Origin of the sequence: Robinsoniella sp. KNHs210 (assembly GCF_000686105.1) — a bacterium.
In the GTDB taxonomy this organism is placed as follows: domain Bacteria; phylum Bacillota; class Clostridia; order Lachnospirales; family Lachnospiraceae; genus Robinsoniella; species Robinsoniella peoriensis.
On sequence record NZ_JMLZ01000002.1, the window covers coordinates 1792963 to 1808226 of the forward strand.

13 protein-coding genes and 1 other RNA gene are annotated in these 15264 nt (G+C 42.1%); 3 read left to right on the forward strand and 11 right to left on the reverse strand.

Annotated features, from left to right (window positions below; translation table 11 throughout):
• The first annotated feature begins 128 nt into the window (after positions 1-128).
• On the forward strand, positions 129-509 hold the full coding sequence (locus tag CD03_RS0114895) for a putative ABC transporter permease (RefSeq protein WP_027294332.1): 381 nt from the start codon (positions 129-131) through the stop codon (positions 507-509).
• Positions 510-562: 53 nt separating this feature from the next.
• On the opposite strand, the gene CD03_RS0114900 is transcribed toward CD03_RS0114895, so the two are convergent.
• Positions 563-964: a PH domain-containing protein gene (locus CD03_RS0114900; protein WP_027294333.1), complete on the reverse strand. Its 402-nt coding sequence runs from the start codon at positions 962-964 to the stop codon at positions 563-565.
• Between the two features lie 298 nt (positions 965-1262).
• On the opposite strand from CD03_RS0114900, the gene pyrB reads away from it, so the two are divergent.
• Complete coding sequence (pyrB, locus tag CD03_RS0114905; RefSeq protein ID WP_027294334.1) at positions 1263-2180, forward strand: aspartate carbamoyltransferase; 918 nt, start codon at positions 1263-1265, stop codon at positions 2178-2180.
• 134 nt (positions 2181-2314) lie between these two features.
• On the forward strand, positions 2315-2743 hold the full coding sequence (locus tag CD03_RS0114910; RefSeq protein WP_044290011.1) for an aspartate carbamoyltransferase regulatory subunit: 429 nt from the start codon (positions 2315-2317) through the stop codon (positions 2741-2743).
• 109 nt (positions 2744-2852) lie between these two features.
• On the opposite strand, the gene rnpB is transcribed toward CD03_RS0114910, so the two are convergent.
• From rnpB to CD03_RS33615, 10 genes are all read right to left on the reverse strand, one after another.
• An RNA gene (rnpB, locus tag CD03_RS36695) (RNase P RNA component class A) lies at positions 2853-3197 on the reverse strand.
• A gap of 78 nt (positions 3198-3275) precedes the next feature.
• Entirely contained in the window at positions 3276-4943 is a 1668-nt protein-coding gene (locus CD03_RS0114915; RefSeq protein ID WP_027294336.1) for a nucleoside kinase, read from the reverse strand.
• 73 nt (positions 4944-5016) lie between these two features.
• Positions 5017-6258: a cation:proton antiporter gene (locus CD03_RS0114920; RefSeq protein ID WP_027294337.1), complete on the reverse strand. Its 1242-nt coding sequence runs from the start codon at positions 6256-6258 to the stop codon at positions 5017-5019.
• A gap of 83 nt (positions 6259-6341) precedes the next feature.
• On the reverse strand, positions 6342-7139 hold the full coding sequence (locus tag CD03_RS0114925) for a Nif3-like dinuclear metal center hexameric protein (RefSeq protein WP_027294338.1): 798 nt from the start codon (positions 7137-7139) through the stop codon (positions 6342-6344).
• On the reverse strand, positions 7136-7828 hold the full coding sequence (locus CD03_RS0114930) for a tRNA (adenine(22)-N(1))-methyltransferase (RefSeq protein WP_027294339.1): 693 nt from the start codon (positions 7826-7828) through the stop codon (positions 7136-7138). Before CD03_RS0114930 ends, CD03_RS0114925 begins: the two co-directional genes overlap by 4 nt.
• Before the next feature lie 16 nt (positions 7829-7844).
• Entirely contained in the window at positions 7845-8945 is a 1101-nt protein-coding gene (gene rpoD, locus CD03_RS0114935) for an RNA polymerase sigma factor RpoD (RefSeq protein ID WP_027294340.1), read from the reverse strand.
• A gap of 77 nt (positions 8946-9022) precedes the next feature.
• A complete protein-coding gene (gene dnaG / locus CD03_RS0114940) occupies positions 9023-10789 on the reverse strand; it encodes a DNA primase (RefSeq protein WP_027294341.1) in 1767 nt (588 codons plus the stop codon).
• An 11-nt stretch (positions 10790-10800) separates the two neighbouring features.
• The gene (locus CD03_RS0114945) at positions 10801-11808 is read right to left on the reverse strand and encodes a deoxyguanosinetriphosphate triphosphohydrolase (RefSeq protein ID WP_027294342.1); all 1008 of its coding nucleotides are present in this window, start codon (positions 11806-11808) and stop codon (positions 10801-10803) included.
• Positions 11809-11976: 168 nt separating this feature from the next.
• Positions 11977-14193 (reverse strand): DNA internalization-related competence protein ComEC/Rec2, encoded by a 2217-nt coding sequence (locus CD03_RS33610; protein ID WP_052377812.1) that lies wholly within the window; start codon positions 14191-14193, stop codon positions 11977-11979.
• Positions 14190-15260, reverse strand: a complete 1071-nt coding sequence (locus CD03_RS33615; protein WP_052377813.1) for a GerMN domain-containing protein — start codon at positions 15258-15260, stop codon at positions 14190-14192. The genes CD03_RS33610 and CD03_RS33615 overlap by 4 nt, the downstream gene beginning before the upstream one ends.
• Positions 15261-15264 lie beyond the last annotated feature (4 nt).

Sequence of the window (15264 nt, forward strand, 5' to 3'; positions counted from 1 at the left end):
ACGGATTCTAATGATAAACATGTGGCATCCTTCCCGGAACATAAAGCACTGCAGCAGGGCGTGACTGAATTTTTTATTTATTATGAACGAAATGTATAATACATGATAATCCGGCGCATACTCTCCATATGAAGAATAATTTTATTAAATGCGGCATCTGCGGCTGGTGTCTGGAAATCCTCTGGACCGGCTTTCTTTCATTCCGGCGCAGAGAACTGAAATTAACCGGAAAATCCTCGATCTGGATGTTTCCTATCTATGGCATGGCAGCTTTTATCGGTCCAATTTACCAGCGCATAAATAAAAAAAGCGCTATTTTCCGCGGATTTATCTACACCATGGCCATATTCGGTACCGAATTTCTAACCGGTGCTTTCCTGAAAAAACGTGGTATGTGCCCCTGGGATTACAGCAATGCAAAATTAAATGTAAAAGGAGTAATCAGACTGGACTACGCTCCCTTGTGGTTTGCCACAGGGCTGCTCTATGAAAAAATTTTAAAACGATAAAGGCTGTTGCATACAAACGATGTAACAGCCTTTTTCCTGTCTTCAAACACACTCTAGCCCATATGCTGTCCGCCACAGTCACAGTCCACATTCCCCTGTGCCCCGTCAAAACTGCCGGCAACATCCATGGTATTCAATGTTCTTCGTTTGATTCGTTGTTCCTCAGAAGCTTCCAGAATAAAATTCTTTATCTGTTTTGCATTCTTAATATGTACCAGCGCCAATGTGGGATTCGTTACGTCTCCCCCATAACAATGCACCGTACCAAGTCCAAACAACCGCTCCAGAAGGCTGGTATCCAGCCGTACATCCACAATCTTATACATGTATGCATCATTCTCCTCATGATTTAGCAAACCTGAATTCACTGTAATGTACTCATTCGTAATCGTATATTTTGTGAACGTCCATGGCAGTCCAAAAAACAGCACTCTTTTTTTCTCTACAAACTTCATATATTACCTCCTCCACCGCCAATTACCTTCAAAACCCGGAAACAGGCAGTATTCCATAGTAAATTTCTTCTGAATAAATACCAAAACTTTTGTTTTTATTATATCTCATACGCCCCATAATTGCAAAAGATTTTTCCCCTGTCTAAGCCGCATTTCCCTCCCATTCCTTTTACATTTCAAATCTATTTTGATACCAAGTAAATACTCCGGCTGTAATATAGAAAAAAGCACTTGAAATTCAATACCATCTATTATATGATATTAAAAGCAAATATTCATTGCGCGAAAGGAGAAAACTATGAAACACTTAATGAGTCCTTTAGATTTTAGCGTGGAGGAATTAAATACTATTTTGAATTTAGCTAATGATATTGAAGCCAATCCATCGAAATATGCCCATGCATGTGAAGGAAAAAAATTGGCAACTTTATTTTATGAACCAAGTACCCGAACCAGATTAAGCTTTGAAGCAGCTATGATGAATCTGGGAGGTAATGTACTTGGTTTTTCTTCGGCCGCATCCAGCTCAGCTTCCAAGGGCGAAAGTGTTGCCGATACAATCCGTATGGTCTCCTGCTACGCAGATATCTGCGCTATGAGACATCCCAAAGAAGGTGCTCCTATGGTAGCCTCTATGAAATCTTCTATCCCAGTTATTAACGCAGGTGACGGCGGACACCAGCATCCGACCCAGACACTGACCGATCTCTTGACCATCCGTTCTTTAAAGGGACGCCTTGGCAACCTGACGATTGGATTATGCGGGGACTTAAAGTTTGGAAGAACAGTTCACTCACTCATTCATGCTCTGGTACGCTATACCGGTATCCGGTTTGTACTGATTTCTCCGGATGAACTGCGTGTTCCTGATTATATCCGTGAAGATGTTCTGGAACAAAACCATATGGAATACAAAGAAGTAGTCCGCCTGGAAGAAGCCCTTCCTGAATTAGACCTGCTCTATATGACCAGAGTTCAAGGGGAACGCTTCTTTAATGAAGAAGACTATGTCCGCATGAAAGATTTCTATATTCTGGACAAACAGAAAATGGAACTTGCCAAAGACGATATGCTGGTGCTCCACCCCCTGCCAAGAGTAAATGAAATCTCGGTAGAGGTAGATGATGACCCGAGAGCTGCCTATTTCAAACAGGTACAATATGGTGTATATGTCAGAATGGCATTAATTCTTACCTTATTGGAGATAGAAGGTTGAAAGCCTGCAATATGCAATGGGTAGAAGGTTGAAAGAAAATTATGATATAGAAAGGATGCCACGGTGTGATTCTTTCAACCTGTTTTATTGTGGCAGTATTGCAGGCAAGCCTGCAATATGCAATGGGTATAAATATGTTAAATGTAGGACAATTAAGTGAAGGCTTTGTACTGGATCACATTGAGGCCGGAAAAAGCATGTCTATCTATCACTATCTGAGACTGGACAAACTGGACTGCTGTGTTGCAATAATCAAAAATGCCCGCAGTAATAAAATGGGAAAAAAAGATATTATTAAAGTAGAATGTCCCATTGATTTGCTGGATCTGGACATCCTTGGATTTATAGATCACAACATTACTATTAATATTATCAAAGATGGAACGATTGTAAACAAAAAAGCACTTTCCCTCCCGGAAAAAATTACAAACGTGATTAAATGTAAAAACCCCCGCTGTATCACTTCTATCGAACAAGGTCTGGATCAGGTCTTTGTATTAACTGATCCGGAAAAAGAAGTTTACCGCTGTAAGTATTGTGAAGAAAAATATGCCGGACGTTAATTTGAAAACGTGTTTTCGAAAAACGAACTCCGGACATAAAACAGCCGCAGGCAATTAATATGCCTGCGGCTGTTTTATGTCCAAATCATTTCAATCTAAAATATTATTAAATATAAGCAGAACGATAAGCCGGGTTATGTCGTGAATGGTCATCTATCTAGGCCTTTTGTCGCCAAAAGGCTCCAGCGACCTACCTAAAGCTGACGGGCCGCCATATGCTTTCGTTCGGTCTTGCTTCGGATGGGGTTTACATATGCCCCTTCTGTTACCAGAAAGGCGGTAGTCTCTTACACTGCCCTTCCACCCTTACCAGTAAAACTGGCGGTTCATTTCTGTTGCACTATCCTTAGAGTTGCCTCCACCGGACGTTATCCGGCATCCCTGCCCTGTGAAGCCCGGACTTTCCTCGTCTGGCACCTTTCGGTCTGCCAGCCGCGACCATTTATTCTACTTACTTTGGGTATTCTACCATCTCTTTTTATTTTTGTCAATGCAGGTATTTCATTTATACATTAACATGCAGACATTTCATTTATACATTAAAACAGCTTCCACCCACAAATTCCCTTAAGATAGAATTATGCGGAATACTCTCACTTGGCATCCCCACAAAATAATCCAAAAACTTTAACAGACGTTTTGCTTCCAAAAATTCCGGCTCATCTGGATCGATACTGAATAATAACGGCTCCGCATAGAGTTTCAGTGCTGCCAGTTCATAGATTAATGCTGAATTGAACATCACATCTGCCTCTTCCTGAAATGGGAAAATATATTTTTCTTCCCCTCTTCTTACAGATGGCCACATACTGATTGTTCCTTTTGCACTGGTTCCTCTGGTTCTTGCGTCACGGATCATACGCCTTAAAAGCCTTCCATCGGTCGTTGGAATTCGGTTATGTTCATCAATATTAAGCTGGGTAAGTGCGCTGATATAAATTTTAAACTTACTATCCCTTGGCAGGCTGTGGGACAATTGATCATTCAAACAGTGAATTCCTTCCAGAACCAGAATGTCATTTTCACCCAGCTGTTTATAGTTTCCTTTATATTCACGCTTGCCGGTTTTGAAATTATAATGAGGCAGCTCTACTCGTTCTCCTGCAAGCAGCGCGTTCATATCCTGGTTAAACTGTTTCACATCAATTGCTTCCAGGCATTCAAAATTGTGTTTGCCCTCTGCATCCACCGGCGTCTTATCCCGGTCAACAAAATAGTCATCCACGGCAATGGGATGTGGCTTTAAACCATGTGCCGACAGCTGAATCGATAGCCTGTGTGAAAATGTAGTCTTCCCGGAAGAAGACGGACCGGCGATCATCACCAGACGTTTACTTGGATTATTCAAAATCTGTTCCGCCATTTCGCCCATTTTTTTCTCCTGCAGGGCTTCCTGAATCAGAATGAGTTCATTAATCTCTCCATTGACAATCCGTTCATTCAAATCTCCCACGGTAGAAATATCCAGCATTTTCCCCCACTTCAGTGATTCCTTCTGAACATGGAAGATTTTCGTTTCCGGAAGGAATTCCGGTACAACTCTCGGATGGCTGCGGGTTGGAAACTGTAAAACAAAGCCTTCGTCATAGAGATGCATATCAAAATATTTTAGATACCCGGTACTATATACCATATAACCGTAGAAATAATCTTCGAACTCATCCAGATCATAGAGATTAACTGTAGATACCGTACGGTATTTAAATAATTTTTCTTTATCTATCATTCCATAGTGCCGGAACAGGCGTTTGGCATCCGCAATGCTGACATTTCTTTTTGTGATGGGAATATCCTCTTCTACCCGCTTTAACATATAAGCTTTTACATGCTGGAGAAATTCTTTATCCACCTTTAATTTCCCATCCACGGTAAAATAATAACCCTCGCTTACCGAATAATGGGCGCAGACCTTCTTAATATTCGCATGGCCGCCCATATGATAGATTGCCTTTAGAAGTAAAAGAATCATACTTCTGCGGTATGCGTCAAATCCAATCTTATCCTCTGCCGTCAGAAATGTAAGCTGGCAATCCTCCTCTAATTCCCTGTGAAGTTCCCTTAGTCTTCCATTTACCATGACGAGCAGGATATCCTGTTCATAATGATGTTGATAATCTTTTGCTATTTTGTAGAAACTGGTACCGTAAGGATACTTCTTCTTTTCTCCTCTTGACTCTACTACTGCCATTTGTTCAGCCATATTATCCCCTGCCCCTTTCTGTAATAAAACTTGTATAAATACCCTGTATATGTATTATATGAATTTTTTTGAATTAAATTACTTTATCGAATGAATCTACCAATGCAGAATCACTGAGCGGCAATTCCGGTCCCGGCCCTTTTTTAAATATGATCTTTAACAGAATGGGTGTAATAATCGTTGTAATTACAACGACGACTACAATGGGTCCCAGAAAACTTTTACCAAGCAATCCCAGTTTGGAACCTTTATTTGCTACAATAAGTGCAACCTCACCTCTGGATATCATCCCGACACCGATCCTGGCACATTGATAATTTTTATAATGACATACCTTTGCACCAATTCCGCATCCAATGATCTTGGTCAGTATTGCCACTATAACCAATATCACGGAAAATGCTATAATTTCTCCCGTCATAGCCGGAAGTTCCACCTTTATTCCAATACTGGCAAAAAATATGGGGGAAAGCATCAGATATGATAAGGTGTTGAATCTGGCTTCCACATATTGAGCCCGTTTTGTCCGGGACATGATAAGACCTGCAATAAATGCACCGGTGATATCAGCAACGCCAAAGAAATGTTCTGCAGCGTAAGACATCAGCAGGCAGAATACGAATGCCGCAATTGCATGTCTTTGCAGCCCTCTTTCTGAAGGGTCACTCCACTTTTTATAAAACAGGTAAAACAGATATCCTGCTATCAGAGCCACGATGAAAAATGCAACGATTTTTAATAAAACATAAATCACATTTACAGATGTATCCGCCATACTGGTTACGATTGTCAATGCAATAATGCCAAGGATGTCATCGATAATTGCTGCCCCCAGAATTGCATTTCCGGAACGGGTTTTTAATTTTCCCATTTCTTTCAATGTTTCAACCGTTATACTCACTGAGGTAGCTGTCAGGATAATGCCAATAAATATGTTCTGCAATAACAGGGATGCATTTGCGTCTGATTCAATAACACCCGGCCGGTTAAAGAAATAACCCACTGCAAGCCCTCCCGCCAGCGGTACGATTACCCCCAACACTGCTATGACAAAGCTGGCTTTTCCGCTGCGCTTTAGCTCTTCTATATCTGTTTCCATTCCTGCACAGAACATCAGCACAATTACACCAAGTTCTGCCGTAGCCTGAATAAAATCAGTTTCTTTCAGAATTCCCAGCATCGCGGGACCCATTATCAACCCTGCAAGCAGCGCACCTACTACCTGAGGCATATGATACCTCCTGGTAATCAGTCCCAACACCTTTGTGCTCAATAAAATGAGCGCCAAATCCAACAAAAAACCATAACCATCCATAACACTTTTCTCCTTCTTTCTGTCTCAAAATCCAGTTTTATCTCTGTATTCCTATCTTATCACAAGGCGGTATATCCTTTCAATCAAAAAAGGACATAAAAAGGGTTTTTTACAAACTCCTGCTCCACTTCCAGCTGTGGGAAAATTTGATTTAGATATTCAGCCATCTGTTTAATAAAAATATGTTCCAGTCCATAATGCCCCGCATCTATAATGGAAAGTCCCTGGGAAACTGCATCCAGGCCTTCATGATGTCCGATATCTCCTGTAATCAGCACCTGGGCACCGGATGACAGTGCCGGAGTGATCATACTTTTACCGGATCCCGGAGATATTGCCGCCAGACTGACAATTTTGTCTAAATCACCGAATATTTTTACCGTATCCAGACTAAATGCCTGTTTGACCAGCTCGCCGGCTTCTCTTAAGGTCATTTCTTTTTTTAATCTTCCAACCCTGCCAAATCCCTCTTCCCGGACAGCATTGCCTTCATATCCCCGGTAAGTCACTTCCATTACGGAGGGATCCTGCAATTCTAAGTATTCGGCACTTAAACCTGCCATCATCAGAACATCATAATTTGTATGCATTGAGAAGCAGGATATATCATTTTGTATCAGCCTGATAATTTTTCGTCCCATAAAATCATCTGTATTAATTTTTTTCATTCCGGACATAAGCATCGGATGATGGGTAATCAGCATATCTGCTTTTTTAACAACTGCCGCCTCAATTACTTCATCCGTAGCATCCAATGCTACAAACACTTTTTTAATCTCTTTTTCTCTTCTTCCCACCTGCAGTCCGGGGTTGTCCCAGTGTGCTGCATAAGAAGCCGGATAAATTTCCTCTAATTTTTCTATGATTTCTGTTCCTGTCATGCCATATCCTCCTTTGCTCTGCGAATATACTCCAGTTCCTGTTCCACTTCTGCGAAACGCTGTTTTGCGTGATCCCCATCGTTCCCCCGAAGAGTTACCAATACTTTTTCATAAGTCTTCTCTTCTTTATCCAGAAAGGATTTTAAACATTCGTTTTTCTGCTCCAGGAGGAGCCTGCCATATTTAAAATCAATCTCTCTATTGTAATCCATTTTTCCATGTACCGCTTTCATCATGGGATAATATTTTCCTTCATCCAATACCATATTTTCTTCAATGACTGCGAATTGGTTTTCCTGTAAAAAGCGGCGCACAAAAGCGAGCTCAGACTGTGGCTGCAGAATGAGCTCCTTTACACTTTCCAAAACCTCTGATCCTTCGGTCAGTATTTTAATTACCAGGCCTCCGCCCATACCGGCGATAACAACAGAATCCACTTCCCCATTCCGTAGTGCCGCTGCTCCGTCGGAGAGCCTGGTCTCTATGTATTCCTTTAGTCCATGAAGTTCAATATTTTCTTTTGCCCTGTTTAAGGGGCCCTTATTTACATCCATGGCAATTGCATGGGGCACTCTCTGATTCTCAACCAGGTAAATTGGTATGTATGCATGGTCCGTTCCAATATCCGCCAAGCGGCTATTGGAAGTTACCATTTCAGAGACTGCTAACAATCTTTTTGATAACTGCATATGATAACTTCCTTTCTTAATCCAAATAGTCCTTTAGCTTGCGGCTGCGGCTTGGGTGACGCAGTTTACGCAGTGCTTTCGCCTCAATCTGACGAATGCGTTCTCTTGTGACATTAAATTCTTTTCCAACCTCTTCCAGGGTTCTTGCTCTTCCGTCCACCAGACCGAAACGCAGGGATAATACCTTTTGTTCACGGTCAGTCAGTGTATCCAGAACTTCTACCAGCTGCTCCCGGAGCAAAGTATATGCAGCTGCTTCTGCCGGAACCGCAACATGGTCATCCTGGATAAAGTCACCCAGATGGCTGTCATCTTCTTCTCCAACCGGAGTTTCCAAAGAGACCGGTTCCTGGGAAACTTTCAGAATCTCTCTCACTCGCTCCGGTGACATATGCATCACTTCACCTATTTCCTCCGGCTTAGGTTCTCTGCCCAGATCCTGGACAAGCTGCCTGGATGTGCGGATCACTTTATTAATTGTCTCCACCATGTGAACCGGAATACGGATAGTTCTTGCCTGATCGGCAATCGCACGGGTAATCGCCTGACGAATCCACCAGGTGGCATAGGTACTGAATTTATATCCTTTGCTGTAATCAAATTTATCAACTGCTTTGATCAGTCCAAGATTACCTTCCTGAATCAAATCAAGCAGAGCCATACCTCTTCCTGCATATCGTTTGGCAATGCTCACAACTAGACGCAGATTAGCCTCCGCCAGCTGATGCTTCGCCGCTTCGTCACCTTCTTCTTTTCGAATAGCAAGCTGGATTTCATCTTCTGTAGTAAGCAATGGTACCTTACCGATTTCTTTGAGGTACATACGGACGGGATCATCTGTTCCCACTCCTTCCGGAACGGACAGGTCTATTTCTTCCGGATTGATCTCATCTTCATCATCTAAGATCAACGGTTCTTCTTCGTCATCCGAGATACGCAGTACGTCTACTCCATTATTATCCAAATAGTCCAGAATTTTTTCGCACTGCTCTTCGGTGAGGTCAGTGCCTTTGAAAAACTCCTGCACCTCTATATATTCTAACACATTTTTCTTTTTTCTGGCGTATGCTAATAAAGCTTTTAATTTTTCCGTAAAATCCAGTACTTGTTCTTCCATCCTGCATCCTTCCTTTCATAGCTTCCACCGAGATCTCAGGCTTACTAATCAATGCTGTACTGATTACTATTCTGTCCTCAATCCAGGGAAATATGCACTTTTTCAATATCCTGAAGCCTTCGCTTTGCCTGGATAATCTGCTGAAGACCAACAATATCTGTAGGATCCAGATGTGTGGTCTTATACTCGATGCTATTATTCATCACTCTTGCGATTGTCTCTTTTAGTGCTTTATTCATTTCTTCTTTTGTCTCAACGCGGATACTGGTATTAAAAAGTGCAGCGGTTTCTCTTTGCTGCTCAGGATCTGTAAAATGATTAATGATTTTTGCCGGATTTAAAGCACCGTTCTCATACTGTTCAAACAGCATTCCTGCCACTGTATGATACAACTCTGTGGTAAAATCATCCGGTCCTACGTATGGTTTTATCTGTGCAAACAAACCGGGATTTTCGATCAGCCAGGTCAGCAGCAGTTTTTGGGATTTCAGCATCCCATCTTCCTTTTCCGCATTCCGGTTTTTCGGCCTCTGCTTTACTTCCGGTGCTGAAATGCTCTTCATAGCCATACGGTTAACCAATTTTCTGAGATTTTCAAATCCCACATGATACCTGGAGGCAATGGCTTCTATATAATTTTCCCGTTCCAGTTCCTGCTCGAATTCCAGAAGTCTCTTAGCAACCTGATTATAAAAATCGGTTTTGCTTTCCGGGTCATCCATATTATAACCCTTTTGCATCACATCTATTTCAAAAAAGAAACTGTTTACTGCATGATCAATTCGATCCTGAAAAGCCTCTGCTCCAAGAGCTTTGATAAATTCATCCGGATCCTTATATGGCTTCATATCCAGCACTTTTGCTGAAAGTCCCGCTGCTTTTAATATCGGAATAGCCCGAAGTGCCGCTTTCAGACCGGCCTCATCACTGTCATAAGTTAGTACTACCTCTTCTGTGTACCGCTTTAAAAGGCTCGCATGCTGAGTCGTCAGCGCCGTACCTAAAGAAGCTACCGCATTTTTGAATCCTGCCTGGTGCATGGAGATTACATCCATGTAGCCCTCGCAGACCAGGAGATTTTTCTTTCTGGATGTTCTGGCAATGTTTAAACCATATAGATTACGGCTCTTATCAAATACCTTCGTTTCCGGTGAATTTAAGTATTTAGGCTTTCCATCCCCCATTACACGGCCGCCGAAACCAATCACCCTTCCATTTACATCCATTATTGGGAAGATAACGCGGTTCCAGAATTTATCATACATTCCATGTTTCTCATCCACGTTCATCAATCCCGACTGGCTTAACAGCTCGTCCGAGATCCCTTTCTTTTTCAAATACAGATATAAATCATCACTGTATTTATTTGCAAATCCAAGGCCAAATCCTTTGATGGTCTCATCGCTTAATTCTCTGCCCTTCAGATAATCCATCGCCTGCCTGCCGCACTCCTGGCGAAGCTGGAAATAAAAGTAATTAGCAGCCATTTTATTTAAATCCAGAATACGGCTTTTTAAATCCTGCTGCTTTTTCATTTCTTCATTATATTCCTGCTCCGGCAGATCCACACCTACGCGGTCAGCCAGAAATTTTACAGCTTCCGGAAAGGTGTAATTTTCGTATTCCATAACAAAGGTAAATACATTTCCACCTGCTCCGCAGCCAAAGCAGTAATACATCTGTTTTGCCGGGCTTACTGAAAAGGAGGGAGACTTTTCATTATGGAACGGACACAGTCCGAAATAGGAACTCCCTTTCCTCTGCAGTTTTACATATCCTGAAATTACATCAACGATATCATTTTTTAACCTTATTTCTTCTATCATGTCATCTGAATAAAACATTTTAACTCTCCTTACACCTGCCAGGACTTCGGAATAAAAAGCTCCGAAAACTTATTTATGGAATACTGGTCTGTCATACCAGCTATGTAATCGCACACAACCCGCTCTTCTCTTTCATTTCTTTTTTCAATCAGCTCGAGATATTCGCCTGGCAGCATTTCCAGGTGCCTGGAATAATAATAGTATAATTCCTGCAGCATATTCCTGGCTCTTGCCTCTTCTCCCTTAGCTTTTGGATTGCGGTAAACGTGCTTGAACATAAAGGACCTAAGCCCCTGCATTGCCTCTTCTATATGAGGTGACATAATGATATCCGCTTTATCCTCACTGTTTCTTACAATATCATGAATCAGGGTATTTAACCTTTCCCGGATGGTAAATCCCAAAATCTCCCGATACTCCAGTGGAATATCTTCTTCCCGAAGGATACCGGCACGCTCTGCATCATCAATATCATGATTAATATAAGCAATCTTATCCGAAAGCCGCACAACTTTTCCTTCCAGTGTGTTTGGATCACCGGCGGTTCTGTGATTTAAAATCCCATCCCGCACTTCCCAGGTAAGGTTTAATCCTTTTCCTTTTTTCTCAAGTAACTCCACTACCCGCACACTCTGTTCAAAATGAGCAAATCCCAGCGGGCAGACTTCATTCAACGCACTTTCTCCGGAATGTCCGAAAGGAGTGTGTCCCAGGTCATGTCCCAGGGCAATTGCCTCTGCCAGGTTGTCATTGAGCCCTAATGCCTGTGCAATCGTCCTTGCCGTCTGGGAAACCTCCAGCGTGTGAGTCAGGCGGGTCCGATAGTGGTCTCCCAAGGGAGTCAAAAACACCTGTGTCTTATGTTTCAGCCTGCGAAAAGACTTGCAGTGCAAAATCCTGTCCCGGTCTCTCTGGTATACCGGACGGATATCACACTGTGGTTCATCTCTGTCCCGGCCCCTGGAGTTCTTACTCAAAGATGCATAGGGACTAAAAATCTGTTCTTCTCTAAGTTCTGCTTTTTCTCTGATCGTCAGCACCTGTCTCCTCCTTTTCCAGATCGTGTTTGAAATTGCTTTCCGGCAGCTGTGTGTCTCACTTTTTGGGTGATTCGTTCCAAATGAATTTTCAAACACGCTCTAACATTCTCATACTAAATATATTCCGCAAAAAATGGTTTTTTCCTTTATTTTTCTTTGAAAATTTTACTTATCTGATTTTTTTGGGTTTTTCATCCCGTGAATATTCATTTCTTCGCCATCACTGGTCACTTCCAGGGCTCCATAATCCGTGGTGGAATAATAAGTCACCCCGGCCATCCGAAGACGATTCAGAAGTTCTTCATGGGGATGTCCATAACGGTTTTCTTTTCCATAGGACAAGATACCTATCTGGGGACGAACTTTATCCAGAAAGGCGTCTGGTGTGCTGTTTTTTGAACCGTGGTGTGCAACTTTTAAAATATCAGCCCTTTTCAATTCCTTTGATCCCATTAACTCTTCTTCTCCCTTTCCTTCCACATCTCCTGCAAGAAATATACGAAAATTTTTATAGGTCATTTGCAATACCATAGAATTTTCATTTCTGTCTTCCGAATTTGCATTCCCAGAAGGATGAAGACAGGAAAAAGAAAACCTGCCATTTAAAATTCTATCACCTTTTTGAAAATATAGAACCTTTATTTTATTTTTTTTCGCTAAATTTTCAATTTCCAGATATTCTTCATCCTTTTTTGCCAATTTTGGCAAGATCAGATGCCGGATTGACACTCCGGACGCATTATCTCCTGCTAAGTTTAAAGCATATGCCTGCAGTAGTTCCATAATTCCATTTATATGGTCGGCATCCATATGGCTGATAAAAAGATAATCCAGTTCCTGAATCCCCCGGCTTTTAAGAAAGGGCTCAATCCTTTTACTCCCTACCAGTTTTACATCACTGCTGCCCCCGTCAATGAGACAATTTATTCCTCCGGGCGCCTGGATACAGATGCCATCCCCCTGACCCACATCCAGAAAGGTAATTCTCATCCCTGTTATGGGCTGTCTGGAAATCAGAAAGAACATAAATGCTGTTCCCCATACCCACTTTACAACCTCTCCATACTGTTTATTTTGTTTAATCAGACATAAGGCCAGTAAAATAAGATAATATAAAATAATCTGCCATACTTGGGGTTTTCCAATGATCACTTTTGCAAATGGCAGCTGCAGTACCGCAACACAGAGGTATTTATACAGTCCTAATATATAATAACAGGGGGAGATCAGGAAGATACCCGCCGGAATAGAAATAAGACCAGCTATACCGCCTGCAATGCCAAATCCCAATACGAGACTCATCAGCGGGATCACGATCAGGTTTAAAGCTACTCCATACAGGGGGATTTCAAAATAAAAGTATAACACAATGGGAACCGTTGTAAGCTGAATCGCCATGCTGACCAGAAATGATTCCAGCAGTTTATTTTTACAGGAGAATATCTCCCGCATCACAGGTGCCAGTACAGCTGCACCAAGTACTGCCAGAAAAGATAATAAGAAGCCTGCATCTGTCAGGTACCGCGGATTCTCTATTAAAATCATTACCGCAGCCAGCGCAAGTGCTGACACAATATCATAAGTCCTGCCCAGAATCCCCGCCAGCAGGTACATCAGGAACATGATAACCGCACGGGTGGTGGAAACGCCAAATCCCGTCATCAAGCCGTATGCACACATCGTAATTCCTGCTGCTCCCCCGGATATGTACCAGGAAATCCCCAGTTTGCGCAGTAGTTTGTGTAAAGCGATTCCCAGCATGGAGATATGCAGACCGGAAATAGCCAAAATATGAGCGATCCCGTTATCTTGATATAAGCTTTTCACTTCCGGGTCCAGTTCCTTTTTCTCACCCAGCAGCATTGCGGTCAGTACAGAGGCATTTTCTTCCCCTGCTACTTGAAGAAACGTCCGTTTAAAGCGTTGTCTCAGATCCCACAGAAACTGCCGGATATGCCAATACTTACTGCCGGTATTATTCACTTTTCCCTTATTCAGAACCATCAGGATTCCTTTAATTTCATAGTACTTTTTTAAATCAAACTGTCCCGGGTTTCCCGGCTCTTCCATTTCCCGGCAGATCCCGGTTACTTTTAGTAAACTGCCAGCTTTATACATTGTTACATCGTCGGTAAATATAAGAATTTGTTTTTGTTTTGGAATTTTATAAGATTTCGATTGATAAATAATAGAATTGTTTTTCAGATATAATTGATTTGATGTGGCGCTTTGTTCCTGTTTCACAAGCCGGCCTGTGACGGTTATTTTTTTGTCATAAAGCCGGGAGGTCCAGGATGAATTTTCATTCATCCCGTACTTCCCGCTGACCAGCAGCCAGCCGATTACCAGAAAACAAATGACACAAAGCGGTCTTCTTGTCACTTGTCACTCTCCTTTGTGGTATCCGTTTCCTGCTTCAGATTTGGATCAATCCCCATGGTTGGTTCATGAACACTGGAATCATTTTCTGTTCCGGTCATATCCGTATCTGTCTGGCTGTCAGGTACGGTACTCTCTTGTTTCGTACCCTCTACCTGCATGATAATATCTTTGCTCCGTTCAAACGGCACTTTGAAACTAATCTTATCCCGGTATTGCACTTCGGCATTTCCACCTATCTGCATCTGGACTCTGGTAATTTTACAGGAATCAATGATTGAATTAACCATGGCATAAATCGTGACCTCCGGTAAAATTTCCCTGTCTAAAAGAATCTTATTAAAGCTTTCATCAAAATTAATGGTACAGCTTTCCTTATCAGCCAATACATTCGACACTTTCGTATTAGCGGGTAAAACGGGCTGAAGCTTTGTATTAACCGGGCCTGCAATCAACTGTTCCAAAACTACCTTTTCCAGGGTTGTGTTTGTTGAGTAATGCACATTACGCATCTCTTTTACCAGCCTGGTACCGTCTTCATTTGCAAAATATAATGTCAGTGACGCATATTGATAGGAATTGATTCCCTTTCCTTTTGTATCGATAAAGGTGTCTGCATTCATTGGACCAATAGGATTACCCGTATCGTCCATCAGTTCCTGGTCACCGATCTTGAAGACTACATCATCCACGCCTTCGATTTGAACCAGGGTTTTCACTATTGCAGCCCTCATAAGCACTTCTGTTACATTGTTCATTTTCTGATAAGCATCATCAAATGTTAAGATCAGCTGTTTACCCTCCAGCAGATACCCCGCAATATGAACATCTTTTGGGATAGCACTTCTATGCTCCATTGGAGACGGATCAGCCTTTAGCTTATCCAGCATCTCCCGGATCATGTCTTCCGGGTTGGCAGAGGAAGCCTTATAATTTTCTTCTACCAGTTTTGTTCCTTCGCTGTTTGTACAGTAAATCTTCAGATTTGCCTGCTCTGTCATCTTTTTTGTACATCCGGACAAAGCCAGCAGCACTGCTGCAATCAGCAATAGTTTAAAGAAATTCTTCATGTTG